Raw genomic sequence first — 20,885 nt, forward strand, 5'->3', positions numbered from 1 at the left:
GGTGGGGAAATGTTTAGATACGCACAATTAGATGCTACAAATGTTGTAGTTGGTATAAGTCAATTAAGTGGTGAAGTAGCTGCCAATAATATGATTTTCATAGCAGATAAAGAGGTTGCGTTAGGTAGTTTGTACAATCGAGAAACAGGCGAATTTACGGCACCTATCATTCCAGAGCCTATTCCTGTCGAACCTCAGCCAACATTAGAAGAAATGCAGGTACAAACGTTATTAAACACTGAAATGTTATTACTACAAAAAGAAATTGGATTATAGGAGGAATAAGCATGATTTACAAAGCAGCCAAAATTGTTATTAATTCAGGGAACTATATTTACGAATCGTTAGAGTCGGATTTAAGTTTATTTTTGATGATGAAGAAAATTTCACAAGAACAGTATGTGGAACTAATTACTATAATGGATGAGCATAAAACGCAAGCAGATGCTTAGCGTTATTTTTATTGTCTTAACCAGATAATTAACATGACCATTAACATTCGTCAGTATTGCACTTACTTAAATTGATTTATAATTAACGGCGGGGAAATAAGTTTAATAATCTATCGCTGACGGATCGCCGTGTGCGGTGAAAGCCGCCTGCCCGGTGAAGGCTCGTTATAAAACCGATATATAGAGAAGGTATAAGACGAGAATAGCAACGTAAATGTAAACGCGGTTCCATTAACTATAGGTTCTAGTTCTAGTATCCACCAGGTAGTAAGGTCTACACCTTTTGTATTTAGTTTTAATGATGATTTGGCTTGGAGAGCTGCATTTACGAGCTTCACGTTTACTCATAATATGTATGGATCTAATGTCTTTGATTACACAAATGAGGCAAAATTTACCAACGGACAACTTGAGTTTCTAAATCGTAGGTTCCTTCAAGATGGAACTTGGATAATAACTATTAAAGCTACAGGGTACCCAGATACAATTGTCACGGTTATTTCAGGCCTATAATGGTGAGTTAATTTAGTATTAATTAGTTTTATTGCACTCTCTATTGAGGGTGCTTTTACTATAATGATAAACATTTGTCCCATATTGTTCAGTAACAAAGTAAACGCAAGTATAGGCTGAGCGTTATTTTTTTGTCTTATTTTAGAGGAAATCCTTTCCTTTTGTCGAATTAAAGGTGAGGAAAGGGCGGTTTTAATAATGAATAAAAAAAAGAAAGAGTTAATAAAAAAATTAAGTACAGATGCTTTAGAGGATTTAAAACTATTAAACGAAGAGTTTGAGCAAATTAAATCAAAGGGCAATAAGAAAAAGAATAGAAAACTTGAGGAAATGGGTTTTATCGGAGACTATGAATTAGAAAGTCTGTATGAAAAACGCAAAGATAGAAAATACGCCGCATTAACTGTCGAATTGTACGCTCTAGTAGAACAACTCTTGAAAGACATATATAAAGTGGTTAAACCAGGGGATAAATATAAAAATAGTTCTAAAAAAAATGTGATTCTTGATTTAGAGGAAAAACTTAAGGGGAATTTCACATTTGAAAATAACACTCAATTGTTAGCAAATTTACGATCGCATGTTGTACATGTTGATTTTTCATTAAAAAAAGCGAGATTAATATTTGATAAAAGTTCAAAATCTAATAAAAAATTGTTTAAAAAATTGTTAAATGAAGTGGAAAACTATATAACAAAAAATTTAGATTGTTAATAAACTTTTTTGGATATAGATTGTTTTTTAGCTATGAGGGTATCGATATTCAGTGACGTAACTGGTTCTCGATGCTTCTCATAGCTTTTTAATTTTAATTGAATAGGGCAAAGGATTGGTGATGGAATGGATGTAGCTGCAGTAAATGAAATTGCTACAAGCCAAGCGGTATGGGCGATAGCTTGTTTAATTATAGCGTTTGGGGCATTTCGCTATTTAATTAGCAAAAATGATAATCTAATGAACCGAGCAGAAGAACGCGAAAACAAATTAATGGACCACTTAGAACGGTCTAATGAATCCCAGGAAAGAACAGCAATCGCACTAGAAGGTATGAACCGATCGCTGAACGTATTAGAAGGTCGTGTAGACCGTATTGAAAAACACTCACTTAAAAACAAAAACACTGAAAAGGATGATGAATAATGGATTTAACAAACATTTTTATGATTGCAATGGTGATGGTAGCTATCGTATTAGCTGTTTCGGAGGTACTGAAAAAGACATTTAAAATTAATACGCAATACATGCCAATCACATCCGTTGTGATTGGTATTTTTATTGGCATAGTTTGTTGGCCGTTATCAGAGTATCCAGCATACGTCATGTTGATGGCTGGCTTTGTGGCTGGTCTAACAGCTTCGGGAACTTTTGATTTACTAAAGGCTGCTAAAAAAGAAGGTGAGCAATAATGGCTTACGTTTTTAAACAAAACTTATTGTCATCTAGTAAGTATTCAATAAAATCGCCTTACACAATGACACCTCAGTATATTACAGTTCATAATACGGCAAATGACGCTTCGGCAGCCAATGAGGTTAAGTACATGATAACTAACGACAACCAGGTATCTTATCATATTGCAGTTGATGACAAAGAGGTTATTCAAGCAATCCCATATAATCGCAACGGCTGGCATTGTGGTGATGGTCAAGGTAACGGTAATCGTAAATCCATTGGTGTTGAAATTTGTTACAGCAAAAGTGGAGGACCTCGTTATGCTGCTGCTGAGGAAAATGCAGTGCAGTATATAGCCTCGTTACTAAAACAATATGGATGGGGCATCGAACGAGTTAAAAAGCATCAAGACTGGAACGGAAAATATTGTCCGCATCGAATTTTAAACGAAAACCGATGGAATAGCTTCTTAAAACGAATCGAAGAGGCTATGAAACCAAAAACAACTATCCAACAAAAGGAGGAACCAATAGTGACTAACACACTAACGTCAACAGCTAAAGAGGATTTAAAAGGATTGTTAAAACAGACTTATCAAAAAGGAATCTTAAAGGTAGACCATAGCGAAAAAGTGGGTTCAATGACTGATGGTGAAGCTTTAGGATTGTTAATTTCAGTTGTGAAACGAACTTTATAAACAGCGATACCAGGTACTCATAGTTTTATGGGAGCCTGGTATTTTTTTTATTGCCAAAAAGAGAACTTATGTTCTATAATGAAACAAACGAGCGTTCTGGTAAGGGGAGTTAATATGGCTGCTAAAACAAAAACATCAGCAAAAAAGAAAGAACCTAAACATTTAGATCGTGATGAATTCGATCTTGAAGAAATCGCGTATACCTTAACAGAATCGATGCAAGGAAATAAAGTTTATACATACACAATTTACAAACATGATGAGCTGTTAGAGGGTACAGTCGTAAAAATGGATGCAAACACTAAATTAATCCACATTAAAGACAGATTTATGGGCATCCATAAGATACATTTTTTAGACATTTTAAAAGTATCTGACGTTGAATAAAAGTGGAGAGTGATTGTGATGATTAATGATCGTGGAAATATGAAATGGACATCATTGATGTTGCCTGAACATTTAGTTCGGTTAAAGGAGTGGAAACAAGAGCAATTTTATGAAAAAAAGCGCGAGTTGACTGAATGGGAGCTAGAAGAGATAGAGCAAACAATACAGCGAGCTTTTAAAATGAAAAAGCTAATTAAGCTCACACTTTGGAAAAGCCAAAAACTATATGATGAAATTGGAATGATTACTGGGACAAATATTTATAATAAGGAATTGCTTTTAGATACCGATTTATCAATTAAGCATATTACCTTTGATATGATACAAAATGCGTCACTGGTAGATACTGATGATTAAGCCTGATGAGCGAAGAAATGTACATGAATTTATCATTATGGATATGGCCATAAAATCGTTGCAGAATGATTACGATAAACTAGGAAATCTAAAAATGGCAGAGGTATATATCAAAATAGTTGATGACCTATTGAAAGATTTAAGAAGTGATTATTTCAATAAAAAACGAATGCTTGCTAAACAAAAAATCGAGGTAGTGAAGTGGATTCATATAGACGAATATTTTAGTGACATTGTTTTGAAAACTCCTGGAGAAAATGTAGAATTGCGGTACGCTAAACAAGCACTAAAAACACAAGTAGAAAAATTATTAATAGAACATTTAAAAAGTCACTCATTTGAAAAATAATGAGTGACTTTCTTCTATTATTTGAAATCGTTATGTGTACCATAATTTGATGCAGCATCTTTTAAGTTAGATGCCTTGAAATTAGCAAAATCAATCTTATCAATATCGCTCTTTTTAAATAAGGCAGTCATAGCAGAACCAATGCTGCTGTTGCCTGAAGCATCTTTAAAGTTTGCTTGCCAGTTAATATTAATATTGCCCATATCTTCAACATCTTTTAAAACTTCAAGTAATTTTACTGTATTACGTTGTGCATAGTCTAATGTATTTTTCTTTGTTACTGCATCGTCAATCATCATTTTTAAATAATACATGTCGCCCATACTTTCAACAGTGATATTACGATCACTACCATCAGTCGTCTTTGTACCAAATAAGTCAGTAGCTATTTTGGCAATACGTTCTTCAAGTGGCACGTTTGTATCATTTGCAGCCGCCATATCGATAGTAACCTCGGTAACTTTCTCTTCTTTTTTGTCAGCTTCAGCAGAAGTTTCTTTTTTAGTTTCTGATTTTGGAGCTTCCTCTTTTTGTGAAGATTCCTTTTCGTCACCATCAATTGCATTCCCAATAGCACCAATTACGATTACTACTAGAATTAAAATAAACCACCATTTTTTATAAAAGGGTTTCTTCATTATGTATAGTCTCCTTTTTGTATATTAGTACCAATAAATTATATCAATAATGGTAGGGGTTGTCAGTATGGTGTGATATATATGTGGGTTACCCACAAAATACCCACGAATCTATTTTGAGCTATTTAAAAATATTTATAGTAAAGTATAAGAAAAGCTATCCTATAGCTTACGGTTGCTTTGTGTTTCTTCCTATTTATAGTGTGATTAATCAAGTTTGAGATGGAAGGTTCTATCGGCTGATTTTTTGTTGATGTACATGCGACTAGAGCTATTTTAGCTTTAGTCGCTTTTTATTTTTGTAAGTATTTGCACTTAGAAAGTGTGTGCTATCATTATGTACATAAGGAGGGAGTCACTTGATTCGAGTTGGGTTAACAGGTTGGGGCGATCATCCTTCGTTATATAGTGGAGTGACTGCCTCAAAGGACAAATTATTCGATTACGCAGGTCATTTTTTAACGGTAGAATTAGATACATCTTTTTATGCCATTCCGTCAGTGGATAATGTTCGAAAATGGTGTGAGCTAACACCAGATTCATTTCGTTTTGTAATAAAGGCTTACCAAGGAATGACCGGACATTTGCGAGGGGAAATTCCATTTGAATCCAAAAACGATATGTTCAATGCTTTTATCGAATGTGCTAATGAATTTAAACGTCACGGGAAGTTAGCAATAATATTGGCACAATTTCCGCCATGGTTTGATTGTCAGTCAAAAAATGTACAATACTTATTGTATATTAGGCAACAATTAAAAGAGTTCGATGTGGCAATCGAGTTTCGGAATCAGACATGGTATGCAGAGAAGGTTGTTAAGCAAACAATGGATTTTTTAAAGGAACATCAATTTATTCATACAATTTGTGATGAACCGCAAGCAGGTATTGGTTCTGTCCCATTTTATCCTGAAGTAACGGCAAATAAAGCACTCGTCCGTATTCATGGACGCAATATTCATGGCTGGCGTAATACGGGCAATTCAGAAAACTGGCGCAAAGTTCGTTTTTTATATGATTACAATAAAGAAGAACTACAACAACTCGGAAAGCATCTCCAAAGCATAGAGCCTAATGTGCAAGAGTTATTTGTTTTATTTAATAATAATTCTGGTCAACATGCTGCAAAAAATGCGAAGGAGCTTCAAGAGATGCTAGCTATTCGAGATGTTGGCCTAGCACCAAAACAATTAAATATGTTTGAAGGAGAAGTATAATGGAGTTTATTGTTTTAGTAGTGATTGCACTAGCCTCGGGGCTCATTGGTTCGCTTGTAGGGCTCGGTGGAGGAATTATTTTAGTACCTGCAACTTTATTTGTAGGATTAAACCTCGGGATGCTCCCAGATATTACACCGCAAAAAGTGGTAGGGTTATCGGTTGTAATGATGATCTTCACTGGGCTAGCGTCCACTTTAAGCTATATGAAATCCAAAACAGTGGATTACAAAAGCGGGTTTATATTCTTTTTAGGTAGTGTTCCAGGGACGATATTAGGTGCATGGGTAAATAAAGGTTTGGATTTACCCTCATTTAACTTATATTTTGGGATATTATTAATTGTTATATCGATAATTTTACTTGTACGCGATAAATTGAAACCTGTACAATGGTTTGTGAAAAATGGTACACAACATCAGTTTATCGATGAAGCAGGAAAAACGTATGTCTACGGATATCCAATTTGGTTTGCGTTATTATTTTGCTTTGCAGTTGGCTTTGCCTCAGGATTATTTGGAATTGGTGGCGGCTCAATGATCGTGCCTGCAATGATTATTTTGTTTTTATTTCCACCACATGTTGCAGTGGCAACTTCGATGTATATGGTATTCCTAACTTCGATTGTGAACTCTGCGAGTCATATTTATTTAGGACATGTACCGTGGCTTTATACGATTCCTGTTATTCCTGGAGCTTATATCGGGGCTAAATTAGGGGCAGCACTTAATAAAAAAATTAAATCCGATACACTTGTCCTAGCACTACGAATTATTTTATTATTATTAGGAATTCGTTCCATTATAGAGGGCTTATTGTAAAGAAGAGGTGGCTTGAATGCTGGAAAAAATTCATATTTTTCACACAAATGATTTGCATAGTCATTTTAAGTATTGGCCACGAATGCAAAACTATGTGACTACGCAACGTGCTCAGTATGAGGCTTTAGGTGAAACGAGCTTTTTAGTTGATGTTGGGGATCATTTAGATAGGTCGAATATTTATACAGATGCCACAATTGGCAAGGGCAATGTCCAATTATTAAACAACGCCGGTTATGATGTTGTCACAATAGGCAATAATGAGGGCATTACATTGTCGCATGAAGAGCTCTTTCATTTATACGATGACGCGCTATTTGAAGTCGTAGTGGGGAATGTTAATGCATTTAATGGGGTAAATCCAACGTGGTTGAAGCCTTACGTTATATTAACAACGAAATACGATACAAAAATTGCAGTTATTGCTGCGACAGCAATGTTCGAAATCTATTATAAGGAATTGAACTGGCAAATAGATGATGCTCGAAGCTCACTTATTCGTTTAACTCATCAACTTCGGAAAGAAGTTGATATTGTTGTTTGTCTGTCACATTTAGGAATTACTGAAGATGAGCTATTAGCGGAGGAATGTCCAGGAATCGATGTCATTTTTGGTTCACATACCCATCATACGTTGCCAAATGGTAAGTTTATCAACGGTGTCTTGCTCACAGGTGGAGGAAAATTTGGTCAATATACGGGACACCTCGTACTAGAATACGATAAAAAAACGAGGGAAATTGTTGAAAAAAAGGATACTTTAATTCATAATAAGGACTTGCCAATTGTTGAAAATGAAAAAGAGTTTCTGCTATCTTTAGAAGAAGAAGGTAAAAGCTTATTAGACAAGCCTGTATTTTCAACCAAAAAGACGTACAATAAAGAATGGTTCCACTACTCACAATTATCACATCTATTTGCGCAAGCAATATTAGAAAAAAGTGGTGCGGACTGTGCGTTATTTAATGCAGGGATTTTTTTAGACGGCCTTCCAAAAGGAACGGTAACAGCGCTTGATTTGCATAAAATTTTTCCACATCCTATTAATTTATGTACAATTGAATTGTCAGTTTCGGAAATGAAAGAAATTTTTCAGCAATCGAAAAATGAAGAATGGCCCAATATGGAACTTAAAGGGTTAGGTTTTAGGGGCGTTATTTTTGGTAAGATGCTGACATATGGCTTTGCTATGAATGAGGATCGTCAATTGCTCATAAATGGTAAGATGGCAGATAATGATCGTACTTATAAATTAGTGACACTTGATTTGTTTACGTTCGGTTATTTTTATCCAAGCTTTAAATATGCAAAGAAAAAATATATTTTACCTGATTTTTTACGAAACATTATGTTAGATTATGGGCAAAGTTTCTTTAAGCGATAGATAAACAAAGCTTTAAGAATGGATTGGGGAAGAAGTCATGCGATTAATTTCAATCGATGTATTAAAAGAAGGTATGGTATTAGGAAGAACCATTTGGAATGAGGCAGGTCATCCACTTTTAAAGAAAGACGTTGTCATTAATGAACGTATTATTGAAAGACTTCAACAGTTGAATACTCATTATTTATATATAGACGACAAACTTTCTGAAGGCATTGAAGTGAAGGAAACGGTTCCTACTGATGTCCGAAACAAAACCATTTCGACCATAAAAGATTCTTTTCAATCAATAAATGGTTTAAGTACGGTTAATGCCTCTTATATACTTGATCAGCAATCGAAAGCGATTGTTACGATTGTCGATGAACTACTCTCAGCTGTTACAGGTAATAATGAAATTTTAACGGTTTTAACAGATGCTTATTTATTCGATGAATACTTATATCAGCATTCTTTTCATGTTACCTTATATTCGATTGCTATTGCAAAAGAATTGGGACATTCAGCCGAAGATCTTCGTTTAATTGGTATTGGTGCCTTATTGCATGATGTTGGAAAGCTTATGGTGCCGAAAGAGATACTCAAAAAACCAGGTCGCTTAACGCATGAGGAATTTGAAATGATGAAAATGCACACGCGTTTTGGTTTTGATTTATTACGTAATTTACATTCCATTTCCTTACTGGTTGCACATTGTGCTTTTCAACATCATGAACGCATTGATGGAAGTGGCTATCCACGTGGTTTAGTTGATTTTGAAATCCATCCATTTGCTAAAATTATTGGTGTAGCTGATGTATTCGATGCGGTGACTACAAATCGGGTATATCGTGAAAAGATGCTTCCTTCACAAGGGCTAGCCATTGTAGAAGCTGGCTCAGGTACACTTTATGATGCGCGTATTGTCAATGCATTGAAAAAATCAGTTGTACATTATCCGAATGGACTGATTTTAAAATTATCAGACGGTCGTCGAGGAATTGTTTCTAAACAAAATAATTTGGATTCTTCCTTGCCGTGGATTCGAATTTTTGAAGAACAAAATGAATTACTCACAGCGACATACGAAATTAATTTAGTGGACTATCCAACTGTAACAATTGATAGTATTGAAACCGATTATGTAGTACCATCGAGAGTCGTATAATTTGCTCCTCCTGTTCATAAGTTGTAGAACAGGAGGAGATTTTTTTGTTTTTCCCTCGAAAAAGGATGAAATTGCGAACGAATCATAAAAGAGGAATGCAGCTCAATCGTTTAACCTTATTAATTGTTGCGAGTATCATTTGTATAGTATTTTTTCTGTATTTTTTAAATGAACGTCTTAAACCCACATATTTGGAATATGCCGAAGTGCAGACGAATAAAATAGCGTCGTATGTTGTCAGTAAAGCCATTAACTCACGTACTTCTAACGTATTAGACGTTAATGATATAATCGAAGATGTACCATCTGGCACCTCTGTAACGACAAAATTTAATACTGAAATTATCAATAGAGTACGTGCAGAAACACTTGAACTTGTAAAAATGTATTTAGAGCAAGCAGAGCATGGAGAATTAGCCCATTTACCTGATTTAGATAATGTCGAATATGATATGAATAAAATTCAAGAAGGCGATGGAATTGTCTTTTTCGTCCCACTTGCACAGGCGGCTGATCTTCCTTTACTCGGTAATTTGGGGCCGAAAATACCAATTCGTTTTCATGTAATTGGTAATGTGCATAGTAATGTTACATCAGATATAAGGGAATTTGGCATTAATAGTGCCTATGTAGAAGTAGGTATTCATATAGAAGTTAATGTCCAAATAATAGTTCCATTTGCTAGTAAATCAACGACAGTATCTCAGGACATTCCGGTAGCGATGGGATTAACGAGAGGACCAGTACCAAACATTTATACAAATGGTGGAGATGCAGTACAACCATCCATAGAAGTCCCAGTTCCGTACCAATAGAAAAGTTTAAATTGAGAGTAAATGTTAGTTGTTGCCGTTCGTGTAATATGATACATTGACAACAGTGATGGTAGATAATATTCAACAAAAGATAACTTTGATAGGGGCGAATTTGTATGACATCCTGTAAACCTACTAGCCATGAAAAAGAAGAACATGTAAGAAAACCTGATTGGCTTAAAATTAAACTAAACACGAACGATGAATATAAAGGTCTTAAAAAGCTTATGCGTGAAAAAAATCTTCATACAGTATGTGAAGAAGCTCGCTGTCCAAATATTCATGAATGCTGGGGTGAGCGTCGTACTGCAACAATGATGATTTTAGGATCAGTTTGTACACGTGCTTGTCGTTTCTGCGCAGTAAAAACCGGTTTACCAAATGAGTTAGATCTTGCAGAACCAGAACGTGTTGCAGACTCAGTAGCCATTATGAATTTAAAGCACGTTGTTATAACAATGGTAGCACGTGATGATTTAAAGGATGGCGGTGCAGAAGTATTAGCTGAAACAGTGCGCGCTATTCGCCGTAAAAGTCCTTTCACGTCTGTAGAAGTATTACCTTCTGACCTTGGTGGTCTGAAGGAAAATCTTCAACTTTTAATGGACTCTAAACCAGATATTTTAAATCATAATATTGAAACAGTACGCCGTTTGACACCAAGAGTACGTGCACGTGCGAAATATGAACGTTCATTAGATTTTCTTCGTTTAGCAAAAGAGATGCAACCAGACATTCCAACAAAGTCATCATTAATGATTGGCTTAGGAGAAACGCATGAAGAAATTTTAGAAGTAATGGACGATTTACGTGCAAATAACGTGGATATTATGACAATTGGTCAATATTTGCAACCAACAAAAAAACATTTATCTGTAAAAAAATATTATTCACCTATTGAATTTGGCAAACTTCGCAAAATTGCAATGGAAAAAGGCTTCAAGCATTGTGAAGCAGGACCACTCGTACGCAGTAGTTATCATGCCGATGAGCAAGTGAATGCTGCAACGAAGGAGCGACAACTACAAGCTGAAGTATAATGTGAAAAGATTGACGAGAAAGGTGGTGTCACTTTGATAATTATAGAAGGATATGAATATGAAATTGTTGAAGATTACCGTGAAGCTTTTCAGGAAGAAGCCTTTAAAGAGCGGTACTCAGATATTTTAGTCAAATATGATTATATTGTAGGCGACTGGGGCTATAATCAGCTACGTCTAAAAGGTTTTTTTGATGATAAAAATCAAAAATCTACCTTTGATACGAAAATTAGTACGCTTCAAGATTACTTATATGAGTATTGTAATTTTGGCTGTGCATATTTTGTTTTACGTAAAGGCGGTAAAGTTATTTTACAGCCCGACGTTGTAGTAAATGAAGCAACCGAAGTGACAAAACCAAATGACAATGAACAAATAGCAGAATAGCTATAATGACCTGATGTGAAGTTTGCATCAGGTTTTTTTATTTATAGGTGTTATGAAATATTTAAGACATTCATCTAATTTAGAGTGCAATTATTATTATGTATAATGAAATAACTACCATTGTAATAATTTTTGAAGAAGGAGAGGAACATCTATGGAACTTTTTGATCTAATTAAAGCGATTATCTTAGGTTTTATTGAAGGAATGACAGAGTTTGCACCTGTTTCATCAACTGGTCACTTAATTATTGTAGATGACATGTGGCTACAAACAAATATACTTTTAGGAGATAAAGCTGCAATTACATTTAAAATTGTAATTCAATTAGGCTCAATTTTAGCTGTTTTTCTTGTTTTTTGGAAACGTATTTTAAGTCTGTTAGGGTTTAATAAAAATATAACGTCTCATTTAAACTTGTTCCATGTTGTAATTGCTTTATTACCTGCAACTGTATTGGGTTTAACTTTTAAGGATTTTATTGACAAATTATTTAAAATAGAGACGGTCATAGTGGCTCTAATTATTGGTGCAGTTCTTATGATTTTTGCTGATAAATTTGGTCCTGAAAAATCGAAAGTTGTCTCTTTGGATCAAATTACTTATAAACAAGCATTTATGATTGGAATTATACAATGTTTATCACTTTGGCCTGGATTTTCACGTTCAGGAGCGACGATTTCAGGTGGCGTTTTACTTGGAATCAATCATAAAGTAGCAGCTGATTTTACCTTTATCATGGCTGTACCAATTATGATAGGCGCAAGTAGTGTATCAATCGTTAAAAATTGGGAATACTTATCCTTTGATTATTTAGGGTTTTACACTGCGGGTTTTATTAGCTCGTTTGCTTTTTCTCTTATATCCATTCGCTTCTTTTTAAAAATTATTTCCCGTATTAAATTAACCCCATTTGCAATTTACCGAATCATATTGGCTATTATCTTAGTCTTTATGTTATATATGTGATTGTTAATTTTTATATAAATTAAATAATTTAGAACTATTAATATTCAGAATTTACAGAATTAATAGTTTGTGATAATATAGAATCGAAAAAAATACGAAGGGAGATTTTTTCCATGAAAAAGATGGTGAAAGCTTTATTTTCTTTCGCATTTGTTAGTATTATTGCAATTAGATTTAGTAATGATGTCCCTAGGAAGGTGTTAGATCGATTGCAGTCAGTCTAGCACTTTTTCTATTTGTTCTTACGTTAATTATTTGTAAAATGAAGAAATTAACTTCAGTCAAAGTCTGTGTTCATAGCTTTACTCACAATGGGAAACAATATCTTCTAACGAAGGCGTAATTGATTATTAATAAAGGTGTGATTTATATAAAAAGAGCAGTATTTTTGGACAGGGATGGCGTTATTAACGAAGTGTTGACCAAAAGGGTTAAATTTGTAAATAAACCGCAGCAACTGTTTTTCTTACCCGGCGTACCGGAAGCGATAAAAAATTTGAATAAGTTTTTTGATTATGTTTTTGTTGTAACGAATCAAGGGGGTGTGGGATTAGGTTTTATGAAGGAAAGTCAACTTAAAAAAATACACGTTCATATGGCGAGTGAATTAAAGAAACAAGGCGCTATTATTCATGAAGTAGTGTATTGTCCTCATAAACCAAAAGCTGGTTGTGACTGTCGTAAGCCGAATAGCAAGTTAATTGTTGATCTTGCTGAAACATACGATGTTGATTTATCTAAGTCCTATATGGTGGGGGATACAGATACAGACATAATAGCAGGGAAACGAGCTGGTACAAAGGGCGTTTTTTTAGGTAAACATGATCCACTAGCTGATGCAATATTCCCTAATTTAATAAGTGCAGTAGACTGGATAATAGAAGATGCACAATTTTAGCTCATAATGTATTAAGTATAAATCACATAAAAAAGGATAATTTATAAATTGGAGGTGAAAATTTTGGCGAACGATAAACAAAAGAAAAAACAATTAGACCGTGAAGAATACGGATATGGATTTGATATTAGTGTTGATGATTTAGGTGTTATTGGGCAAAACAAACAAGCAAAAAAACAAAATGATAACGAAAATAAAGACAAACCACATAATAAAGACAACCCATCAACCTTAAATCAATAAGGTTGTATGGATTGTCCCAGATGGTAATTCAATTAGCAAAATCCGTTAGTCGATAAGATTTTGACAAAAAAAATTTCGCTCTATTCCAGCGGGGCTGTTAATGTCAGATTGTACAACTTACGGAATGCCCCGAAGAAATAGATTAGCGGAATTTTTTTTGTATTTAAATCTTTAAACGGGTGTCAATTAAGTAATTCACGTAAGTATTCACGCAATTCCACTGTGTCCTCTTCAGAACGGTTGTACACATGCTCAAGGTAGCCAGGTTCTTCTATATCGTCTGGTCCTATAATGGCGAAACGGCCAAATTGGATATCCATTACAAGCACCTTTCCAAAGAAGCGTCCAGATTGTAAAATGGCTAAATCGTAACGAAGTTTTTGCCCTGCGAAACTTACAAAGCGTGTTTTTGTATCTTCTACATCATCATATAAGAAAAAACGTTCCATCTTTTAATCTCCTTCCAGTCCTATAGATATGGTACTATAGAAGAGAAAAGAGTATCAACTTTAAATGATTTGAATGGGGGCTTTCCTTGTGTATTTTGTAGATCGAAATAAAATCACAACAAACTTACAGTACTTAGATAAACTATTAGCTATTTTTGAGGCAGAGGATAACTGGCTTCAAAGTGATATTACGAAATTAGCAATCGAGCGTATCGGTCATAACGTGATGGAATCAATGATGGATGTAGGTAACTTGATGATTGACGGCTTTATTATGCGTGATCCAGGTAGCTATGAGGATATAATTGATATTTTAATCGATGAAAAAGTTGTATCAACTGACATCGAAGCATCGTTAAAGGCTGTTGTAGGCTTACGTAAAATGCTTGTTCGTGAATTTACATCTGTAGATATTACTGAAGTTGTGAACGTTTTAACGGCAAGCTTACCTGCTTTAAAGCAGTTTGCACCAGCTGTGAATAGCTACTTAACAAATGAGTTAGGTCCCGTATCAGCATTTTTACCTGAGGATCATCAATGAAAACTTATAAGGCTTATTGCTTTGATTTAGATGGCACTGTCTACCGCGGTAAGGAAGGTATTCCTTCTGCGGTTGCTTTTATACAGAGATTACAGCAACAAGGGGTTGAACCCTTTTACGTGACAAACAACTCTTCTAAAACGAGAGAGCAATTACAAGAATCTTTAAAAGCTATTGGAGTAGAAGCACCACTTCATCATATTTATTCAAGTGCTTTAGTTACGGCAAAGTATGTAGCTCTGAATTATTCAGGCAAGAAAGTAGCGATGATGGGCTCAGATGGTATTAGATTGGCGTTAAAAAATGAAGGAATTGAACCTGTAGACAACGAGCCAGATGTATTTGTTATGGGAATAGATCGGACTTTGGATTATATGGCATTAGCAAAGGCAACGATTGCAGTGCAAAATGGTGCTATATTTATCGCAACAAATCAAGATATTAAGTTTCCAACAGAATATGGATTTTTACCTGGGAATGGGTCATTTGCGCGCTTAGTAGGGGATGTTGCAGGCGTCGAGCCGATATACATCGGTAAGCCATCACCCGCAATGCTCGACATCATCGCAATAGAGCATCGTTTTACAAAAGATGAGATGGTGATGATTGGTGATAACTACGATACAGACATTATGTGTGGTATTCGTTTCGGCTGTGATACTATTCACGTCAACACAGGCGTAACACCAACAAGTGCCGTGCTTGAAAAAGAATTGCAACCTACTTATTTAGTAGAAACGCTCGTTTAAAAATACTAGCTGTGCTGGACTTTATGAAAAAACAAAGGATGTTATACCGATTAATGGTATAACATCCTTTTCATATGTGTAACTTTATTTTATAGGACTCAACATGATTGTTATATAAACAATTATATTACCATAATGGATTTTCTTCGATAAATTGATATATAGCTTTTGTGAGCTCATCAGGAGAAGCAGCTTCAACTAAATCACCATTTACAATCGCATAAAAGGATTCAGAACACTTCGTACAGTAGCTGAGGCAGCCATATTCCAAAACGTCGATATTTGGATCGCGTTCGAGTATTTCATAAGTTTTCTGTGAGCCATTTGCTAAATTACTTACACAAAATTCAACCATTGGATTCATATGTTCACCTCACCATTGCTATGCTACTAGCTTTTGAAACGTTCGTCAATGTTTTAACTTAATTCAACAAAAGCCAACACGTTTTCAAGTGGGGAGAAATGCTAAACTATGCACTTGATTCCGTAGGCGTCATTATTGGAATGAAGCATGTTAAGAGTTACGGAGAATGTCACAAATTTAAAGCGGTACTTTTCGAGCATGTTACCTAAAAAACTAGATACAATAAGCTCGAGCTGTAATCGTTCTTGTATGAATTGTTGTTAAAAAACGCAAAGAAGTAATCGATATTGTGAAATCTTTCACAAAAAATGCATTATGATATTGTGAAACTTCTCACAATCGGTTATACTCATTTGTGGATACTTTGTGAACAATTATTATTAGATACATTAAAGGAGACTATTATGGGGAAATTAGTACTTTTAGGTGGCGGCTACGGCAATATGCGTGTCATGCTTCGACTTTTACCGAACAACTTACCGTTAGACACGGAAATCGTTTTAGTAGATAGAGCACCTTTCCATAGTTTAAAAACAGAATTTTATGCATTAGCAGCAGGGACATCGACAGATAAAGAAATTCGTGTAAGCTTCCCAGAGCACGAGCGTTTAACGGCTGTATATGGTGAGGCCGTTGACATTAACCGTGCAGAAAAAGTAGTCATTCTAGAAGATGGGCAACGTATTGAATATGATGATTTAGTAATTGGTCTAGGCTGTGAAGATAAATATCATGGTGTACCAGGTGCAGAAGAGTACACTTACAGCATTCAGACGATGGCAAAATCACGTGCAACATTCCAAGCGTTATGTGGCTTACCAGCAGGCTCAACTGTCGGCATTGTGGGAGCTGGTTTAAGTGGTATTGAGTTAGCGAGTGAACTACGTGAAAGCCGTGCTGATTTAAAAGTAAAATTATTTGACCGCGGTTCACGTATTTTAAAAGACTTCCCTGAGAAGCTTAGTAAATATGTAAAAGCTTGGTTTACGAAACATAATGTAGATGTAATAGCAAACTCTAATATTACTAAAGTAGAACCTGGTAAAATATTTAATCATGAAGAAGAAATTCCGTTAGATGCAATAGTTTGGACTGCAGGGGTACAGCCTGTTAAAATCGTACGCGATATGGATGTTGAAAAGGATCGCCAAGGTCGTCCAATTGTTACACAATACTTTAATGTTTTAGATGATGAGCATGTATATGTTGTAGGTGATTGTGCATCTTCAGACTTTTCTCCAAGTGCACAATTAGCGGAAGAACAGGCAGAGCATATCGTCAAAGTATTGCGCATGCGTTGGAAAGGTGAGCATTTACCAGAAAAAATGCCAGATATTAAATTAAAAGGTTTCATGGGTTCATTAGGCAAAAAACAAGGCTTTGCATACCTAGCTGATACAACTGTTACAGGTCGTATTGCACGTTTAATGAAATCTGGATTACTGTGGATGTATAAATATCAAAACGATTAATAAGTTGCTCTTTTGTCGTTGAGCATTCATATATAATAAAAAAGGGATTGCTCAAAGAACTTCTGAACAATCCCTTTCCTATTTTCTTTACACGGTTTCGTCTGGTGTAAAGCCAAGGCTTTCAAGTGCAGTGAAGACAGGTTTTAATTGGACATAACCTTCTCCTACTACTTCATCATTGATTAGGACAAGTGGATAGAAAAATTCATCTTCTTGAATACGTGTAGCATAATCTTGGTCACGATCATTCTCAATTGGACCTTCAATATCGACATAGCGAATATCATAGGCTTGGTTTGGATATTTTCGATCAATGGCAGCTTGTAGCCATTCATATGTATCTTTTGAAGAAGGTGCATTGACACAGCTAGCACAAATCACAGCTGTTCCGTAAATTTCAATAGTTGGTTTTGATTGACCCATAGTATTTATTCTCCTCCGTGATTCTATATTGGATTTTTTCTGTTGCTAACATTATAATCATTATAAGGAAAGGAGTCGAGACAAATGGCAGAAGCAATGATTAACGACCAAGTTCAAGAAGTATTAGATAAATTACGCCCATTCTTACTACGTGACGGTGGAGACTGTGAATTAGTAGACGTAGAAGATGGTGTTGTAAAATTACGTTTATTAGGTGCATGCGGTAGTTGCCCTAGTTCTACGATTACACTAAAAGCAGGTATCGAACGTGCTTTATTAGAAGAAGTACCAGGTATCATTGAAGTAGAGCAAGTTTTCTAATCATTTTGTATAAAAAGTTCTAGCTGAATAATTCAGGCTAGAACTTTTTTATTTACACATGTCGAGCTTTTTCTTTTTCTTCGCGAATAAGAGTCCATTGTTCCTTCGCCATATCGATAATTTTTGCTTCTCCACCATTGCTTTGTTTCTCAATAACTTTAGAAAAGAAGCGTGTCGCATTTTCAATATCACCGATACGACGAGATAATTCGGCAATCATATACATTATGCGAACATCTGACATTTGAGTTGAGCTATAATCTTCATTTGAATAAGATTCCATATAAAGATCACGTGACATTTTCATAAATCGTTGCTCTTGTCCTTCATTTTTTAATGCACGATATAGCCATGCAAGACGTAAAGTAAGGCCAGCTGTAGCAACGAATTTTTCCTTTTTGATAGTACCGCATAAAAAGGCTAATTTATAAGCTTGAATCGCTTGGAATATAGTACGTTCGCCTTTGAAATCATGATGTACCCATTTTTCTGTAATTTGTGTCTGAATAATATCCTGTACGCCAGGCGCAAAATATTTTGAAAAGTCTTCAGTAAAGGAGAAGCCACAATGCTCGCAAACGAATACGTTGTAGTAAAGAGCATTAACATCGTCCGCATAAATCGGATGAAAATCAGTTTCGGTATGATCTACTTTTATGAATTTAGAGCGTACTTTTAATGTAGGAAATTCTTTTTTACAATTAAGACATTGTACTTTCTTTTCGTAATATGGTGAAATCTCCATAATTGATACCTCTTTCATAGATGTAATTAAAACTATTATACCAATTCATATGTTTTGTACATGAATAAAAAATACTAATTAAGTGAAAAAATCGGGAATTTTTGCTAATAATCTACTTGAAGCTGAATGTTTGTCATACAATAGTCAAAATTGATATGATAAGTAAGAAGGAAGGTGATTGGGATGACAAGTTTAAAACAAGTAATAGAAGTGACTGAGGCAGCAGTTTTTCATATTAATGAAATGATGGAGCATAATGAGGAGCAAGGTGCTTTTTTACGCGTAGCTGTTAATGGTGGCGGATGTAGTGGTCTATCGTATGGAATGCATTTTGATAAAGAGAAAAAAGAAGACGATTTTGAAGATGTACAACATGGTTTAACGATTCTTGTTTCCCGCGAAGATGCGCCTATTTTAATGGGAACAAAAATTGACTACAAACAATCGCTTATGGGCGGTGGCTTCACCATCGATAACCCAAATGCAATCGCATCTTGTGGCTGTGGCACAAGCTTTAAAGCTGCAAAACGTGAAGGTACGCCTGAGGTTTGTGATTAATAAATAGTTGTCAATTGTTGAAGTAGGATTGAGAAAAAATAGAAATTGATGTATTAAGGAATGTAGATACGAAGCCTTTTTAATTTGTATGTTGCAACAACATCACAAATTGGGGAGGCTTTTTTGTATGGATTTTTTTTGAAAAGAAGTAACGCACTTCTATTGGTAAAAGGACAAGGCGGAACGAGCAGTAATCTTGTAGTGTATTTCCCGAGGATGCCCAGGAAGGTAAGAAGAGATTATTAAAAAGTACAAAGAAATCCGGACACATTGATTATATGCACAAAAGCGAAGCGTCAGTGGCTATTAGACCGGGCCGTATTATACCATTTTATGTTTTATTAATCTTTATACATTTGTGATTCAGTAGTAATAAATATTATGGAAATATATACAATATATAGGCTGAATGGTATGATGGTGAAAATGTGAAAGGGGGTAATTTGATTGAATATAATTAAGAAATGGTTAGTTGCAGTTTTTGTACTTCTGATCCTATTTAGCTTTCAGCATCAAGTAGCAGAAGCAGCTGACTATCGTACTGTGAAGATTGTAAGTGGCTCCAGCTTGATTGTGAGAGATTCGCCGAATGATACAGCCAATTCCATTGGTAATTTAGATAAAGATCAATTCGTAATAGAGTTTTCTTCATCAAATGGTTGGTCTCACATTCAAGCAGGTGAAGTAAAAGGGTATGTATCTTCCTCTTTTTTAAGTACTCCACCTTCAACTATTAAAATCGCAAATTCTAAAAGTGGCCTCGTTGTAAAATCTATGCCATCTCTATCAGCCTCAACATTAGCTACATTGAAGTATAATATGGTTGTTGAAGATTATGGTTCAGTAGGGGATGGATGGTCATTTGTGCAGTATGGCAATGTGGTAGGCTATGTTAAATCTGATTTTATGGGTAAGACTAAAACAACGACAAAGTATGTTAATACAAATAGTGGGGTTGTTGTTCGCAATATTGCCAGCCAATCTGGGGCTTCGGTAGGTTCATTAAGTAATGGTACACAAGTAACTGTACATGCTACGTTAGTAGGTTGGTCTTATGTGACTGCTAATAATGTCAAAGGGTACGTAGTAGATTCGTATTTATCTACTAAGAAACCAGTTGTACCTTTCAATAATATTAACTTTAACTTGTCTATTAAAGATGTAGAGAAAAATGAAAAATCAAAGTTTATACAAAAACTTCAAGACGGTAGAGAGACTTTTTTAATCTATGAAACGATGAAATATGGCTATTATGCAGAGTTGACTTACATTTTTTTAGGTGGGCAATTAGAGTATATTACTTATAACTTCTTTCCAGAAGAAAATAGTTTTCACACATGGGATCAAATGTCAACGATACATGACCTACTACATAGACAAGGAGTAGCCGAATTTGGTAATGATTATCAATTTAGTTATGAAAAATATAGCGCTTTATATACAGGTTGGGAAAAGAGTGGTTACGCAGTTTTGATTGCAGTGGATGATAAAAATCTTTATACTACAGCAAAATTAATATATTATCGTAAGTGAAATTCCGTTTTAGTGGTCGGTTTCTT

General features: G+C 35.0%; 31 protein-coding genes. 26 read left to right on the forward strand and 5 right to left on the reverse strand.

Annotated features, from left to right (window positions below; all coding sequences use genetic code 11):
• Nucleotides 1–9 precede the first annotated feature (9 nt).
• The 10 genes from NSQ74_RS08780 to NSQ74_RS08820 all read left to right on the forward strand — a co-directional run bounded on the left by NSQ74_RS08780 (nt 10) and on the right by NSQ74_RS08820 (nt 4,147).
• Entirely contained in the window at nt 10–276 is a 267-nt protein-coding gene (locus NSQ74_RS08780) for a hypothetical protein (protein WP_340822786.1), read from the forward strand.
• 11 nt (nt 277–287) lie between these two features.
• Entirely contained in the window at nt 288–452 is a 165-nt protein-coding gene (locus NSQ74_RS08785; RefSeq protein ID WP_173477985.1) for a hypothetical protein, read from the forward strand.
• A gap of 255 nt (nt 453–707) precedes the next feature.
• Nucleotides 708–965 carry a hemoblobin-interacting domain-containing protein gene (locus NSQ74_RS23415; RefSeq protein WP_445669074.1) on the forward strand — a complete coding sequence of 86 codons (258 nt, stop codon included), beginning with the start codon at nt 708–710 and terminating at the stop codon, nt 963–965.
• 198 nt (nt 966–1,163) lie between these two features.
• A complete protein-coding gene (locus NSQ74_RS08790) occupies nt 1,164–1,679 on the forward strand; it encodes a nucleoside-diphosphate sugar epimerase (RefSeq protein WP_340822788.1) in 516 nt (171 codons plus the stop codon).
• 126 nt (nt 1,680–1,805) lie between these two features.
• Entirely contained in the window at nt 1,806–2,105 is a 300-nt protein-coding gene (locus NSQ74_RS08795) for a hypothetical protein (RefSeq protein ID WP_340822789.1), read from the forward strand.
• A complete protein-coding gene (locus NSQ74_RS08800; RefSeq protein WP_205444757.1) occupies nt 2,105–2,371 on the forward strand; it encodes a holin in 267 nt (88 codons plus the stop codon). The genes NSQ74_RS08795 and NSQ74_RS08800 overlap by 1 nt, the downstream gene beginning before the upstream one ends.
• A complete protein-coding gene (locus tag NSQ74_RS08805) occupies nt 2,371–3,054 on the forward strand; it encodes a peptidoglycan recognition protein family protein (RefSeq protein WP_340822792.1) in 684 nt (227 codons plus the stop codon). Before NSQ74_RS08800 ends, NSQ74_RS08805 begins: the two co-directional genes overlap by 1 nt.
• A gap of 114 nt (nt 3,055–3,168) precedes the next feature.
• Entirely contained in the window at nt 3,169–3,441 is a 273-nt protein-coding gene (locus NSQ74_RS08810; RefSeq protein ID WP_340822793.1) for a YolD-like family protein, read from the forward strand.
• Between the two features lie 18 nt (nt 3,442–3,459).
• The gene (locus NSQ74_RS08815) at nt 3,460–3,798 is read left to right on the forward strand and encodes a YolD-like family protein (RefSeq protein WP_340822795.1); all 339 of its coding nucleotides are present in this window, start codon (nt 3,460–3,462) and stop codon (nt 3,796–3,798) included.
• On the forward strand, nt 3,791–4,147 hold the full coding sequence (locus tag NSQ74_RS08820; protein ID WP_340822796.1) for an aconitate hydratase: 357 nt from the start codon (nt 3,791–3,793) through the stop codon (nt 4,145–4,147). The genes NSQ74_RS08815 and NSQ74_RS08820 overlap by 8 nt, the downstream gene beginning before the upstream one ends.
• 17 nt (nt 4,148–4,164) lie before the next feature.
• Here the strand turns inward: NSQ74_RS08820 and NSQ74_RS08825 are convergent, their stop codons facing one another.
• The gene (locus NSQ74_RS08825; protein ID WP_340822797.1) at nt 4,165–4,785 is read right to left on the reverse strand and encodes a hypothetical protein; all 621 of its coding nucleotides are present in this window, start codon (nt 4,783–4,785) and stop codon (nt 4,165–4,167) included.
• A 359-nt stretch (nt 4,786–5,144) separates the two neighbouring features.
• Between NSQ74_RS08825 and NSQ74_RS08830 the strand changes: the two genes are divergently transcribed.
• From NSQ74_RS08830 to NSQ74_RS08875, 10 genes are all read left to right on the forward strand, one after another.
• Nucleotides 5,145–6,002 (forward strand): DUF72 domain-containing protein, encoded by an 858-nt coding sequence (locus NSQ74_RS08830; protein WP_340822798.1) that lies wholly within the window; start codon nt 5,145–5,147, stop codon nt 6,000–6,002.
• Entirely contained in the window at nt 6,002–6,823 is an 822-nt protein-coding gene (locus NSQ74_RS08835; RefSeq protein ID WP_340822801.1) for a sulfite exporter TauE/SafE family protein, read from the forward strand. Before NSQ74_RS08830 ends, NSQ74_RS08835 begins: the two co-directional genes overlap by 1 nt.
• A 16-nt stretch (nt 6,824–6,839) precedes the next feature.
• Nucleotides 6,840–8,207, forward strand: coding sequence for a bifunctional metallophosphatase/5'-nucleotidase (locus tag NSQ74_RS08840; RefSeq protein ID WP_340822802.1), 1,368 nt, complete (start codon nt 6,840–6,842; stop codon nt 8,205–8,207).
• 37 nt (nt 8,208–8,244) lie between these two features.
• A complete protein-coding gene (locus tag NSQ74_RS08845; protein ID WP_340822803.1) occupies nt 8,245–9,354 on the forward strand; it encodes an HD-GYP domain-containing protein in 1,110 nt (369 codons plus the stop codon).
• A 44-nt stretch (nt 9,355–9,398) separates the two neighbouring features.
• Entirely contained in the window at nt 9,399–10,169 is a 771-nt protein-coding gene (gene yunB, locus NSQ74_RS08850) for a sporulation protein YunB (RefSeq protein WP_340822805.1), read from the forward strand.
• A gap of 116 nt (nt 10,170–10,285) precedes the next feature.
• Entirely contained in the window at nt 10,286–11,209 is a 924-nt protein-coding gene (lipA, locus tag NSQ74_RS08855; protein ID WP_340822807.1) for a lipoyl synthase, read from the forward strand.
• 33 nt (nt 11,210–11,242) lie between these two features.
• On the forward strand, nt 11,243–11,596 hold the full coding sequence (locus NSQ74_RS08860) for a YutD family protein (RefSeq protein WP_340822808.1): 354 nt from the start codon (nt 11,243–11,245) through the stop codon (nt 11,594–11,596).
• A gap of 154 nt (nt 11,597–11,750) precedes the next feature.
• Nucleotides 11,751–12,563 (forward strand): undecaprenyl-diphosphate phosphatase, encoded by an 813-nt coding sequence (locus NSQ74_RS08865; protein ID WP_340822809.1) that lies wholly within the window; start codon nt 11,751–11,753, stop codon nt 12,561–12,563.
• A gap of 370 nt (nt 12,564–12,933) precedes the next feature.
• Nucleotides 12,934–13,461 (forward strand): D-glycero-alpha-D-manno-heptose-1,7-bisphosphate 7-phosphatase, encoded by a 528-nt coding sequence (locus tag NSQ74_RS08870; RefSeq protein WP_340826436.1) that lies wholly within the window; start codon nt 12,934–12,936, stop codon nt 13,459–13,461.
• Nucleotides 13,462–13,509: 48 nt separating this feature from the next.
• Nucleotides 13,510–13,704, forward strand: a complete 195-nt coding sequence (locus NSQ74_RS08875; protein ID WP_445669056.1) for a hypothetical protein — start codon at nt 13,510–13,512, stop codon at nt 13,702–13,704.
• Between the two features lie 182 nt (nt 13,705–13,886).
• Here NSQ74_RS08875 and NSQ74_RS08880 read toward each other — a convergent pair whose 3' ends face one another.
• The gene (locus NSQ74_RS08880; RefSeq protein ID WP_340822812.1) at nt 13,887–14,153 is read right to left on the reverse strand and encodes a DUF3055 domain-containing protein; all 267 of its coding nucleotides are present in this window, start codon (nt 14,151–14,153) and stop codon (nt 13,887–13,889) included.
• 88 nt (nt 14,154–14,241) lie between these two features.
• Here NSQ74_RS08880 and NSQ74_RS08885 point away from each other — a divergent pair, with 88 nt between their 5' ends.
• The gene (locus NSQ74_RS08885; protein WP_340822813.1) at nt 14,242–14,694 is read left to right on the forward strand and encodes a DUF86 domain-containing protein; all 453 of its coding nucleotides are present in this window, start codon (nt 14,242–14,244) and stop codon (nt 14,692–14,694) included.
• Nucleotides 14,691–15,443, forward strand: coding sequence for a TIGR01457 family HAD-type hydrolase (locus tag NSQ74_RS08890; RefSeq protein WP_340822815.1), 753 nt, complete (start codon nt 14,691–14,693; stop codon nt 15,441–15,443). Before NSQ74_RS08885 ends, NSQ74_RS08890 begins: the two co-directional genes overlap by 4 nt.
• 127 nt (nt 15,444–15,570) lie before the next feature.
• Here NSQ74_RS08890 and NSQ74_RS08895 read toward each other — a convergent pair whose 3' ends face one another.
• A complete protein-coding gene (locus NSQ74_RS08895) occupies nt 15,571–15,807 on the reverse strand; it encodes a YuzB family protein (RefSeq protein WP_337980526.1) in 237 nt (78 codons plus the stop codon).
• A gap of 404 nt (nt 15,808–16,211) precedes the next feature.
• Here NSQ74_RS08895 and NSQ74_RS08900 point away from each other — a divergent pair, with 404 nt between their 5' ends.
• On the forward strand, nt 16,212–17,279 hold the full coding sequence (locus NSQ74_RS08900; RefSeq protein WP_340822817.1) for an NAD(P)/FAD-dependent oxidoreductase: 1,068 nt from the start codon (nt 16,212–16,214) through the stop codon (nt 17,277–17,279).
• Between the two features lie 87 nt (nt 17,280–17,366).
• On the opposite strand, the gene NSQ74_RS08905 is transcribed toward NSQ74_RS08900, so the two are convergent.
• Nucleotides 17,367–17,702, reverse strand: coding sequence for a YuzD family protein (locus NSQ74_RS08905; RefSeq protein WP_340822818.1), 336 nt, complete (start codon nt 17,700–17,702; stop codon nt 17,367–17,369).
• Nucleotides 17,703–17,786: 84 nt separating this feature from the next.
• On the opposite strand from NSQ74_RS08905, the gene NSQ74_RS08910 reads away from it, so the two are divergent.
• Nucleotides 17,787–18,023 (forward strand): NifU family protein, encoded by a 237-nt coding sequence (locus tag NSQ74_RS08910; RefSeq protein ID WP_340822819.1) that lies wholly within the window; start codon nt 17,787–17,789, stop codon nt 18,021–18,023.
• A 52-nt stretch (nt 18,024–18,075) separates the two neighbouring features.
• Here the strand turns inward: NSQ74_RS08910 and NSQ74_RS08915 are convergent, their stop codons facing one another.
• On the reverse strand, nt 18,076–18,768 hold the full coding sequence (locus tag NSQ74_RS08915; protein ID WP_340822821.1) for a DUF2225 domain-containing protein: 693 nt from the start codon (nt 18,766–18,768) through the stop codon (nt 18,076–18,078).
• 183 nt (nt 18,769–18,951) lie between these two features.
• On the opposite strand from NSQ74_RS08915, the gene NSQ74_RS08920 reads away from it, so the two are divergent.
• Together NSQ74_RS08920 and NSQ74_RS08925 are read left to right on the forward strand one after the other, a co-directional pair.
• Nucleotides 18,952–19,326: a HesB/IscA family protein gene (locus NSQ74_RS08920; protein ID WP_340822822.1), complete on the forward strand. Its 375-nt coding sequence runs from the start codon at nt 18,952–18,954 to the stop codon at nt 19,324–19,326.
• 447 nt (nt 19,327–19,773) lie between these two features.
• Nucleotides 19,774–20,859, forward strand: a complete 1,086-nt coding sequence (locus NSQ74_RS08925) for an SH3 domain-containing protein (protein WP_340822823.1) — start codon at nt 19,774–19,776, stop codon at nt 20,857–20,859.
• Nucleotides 20,860–20,885: the final 26 nt, after the last annotated feature.

This window comes from Lysinibacillus sp. FSL W8-0992, from assembly GCF_038008685.1.
Classification (GTDB): domain Bacteria; phylum Bacillota; class Bacilli; order Bacillales_A; family Planococcaceae; genus Lysinibacillus.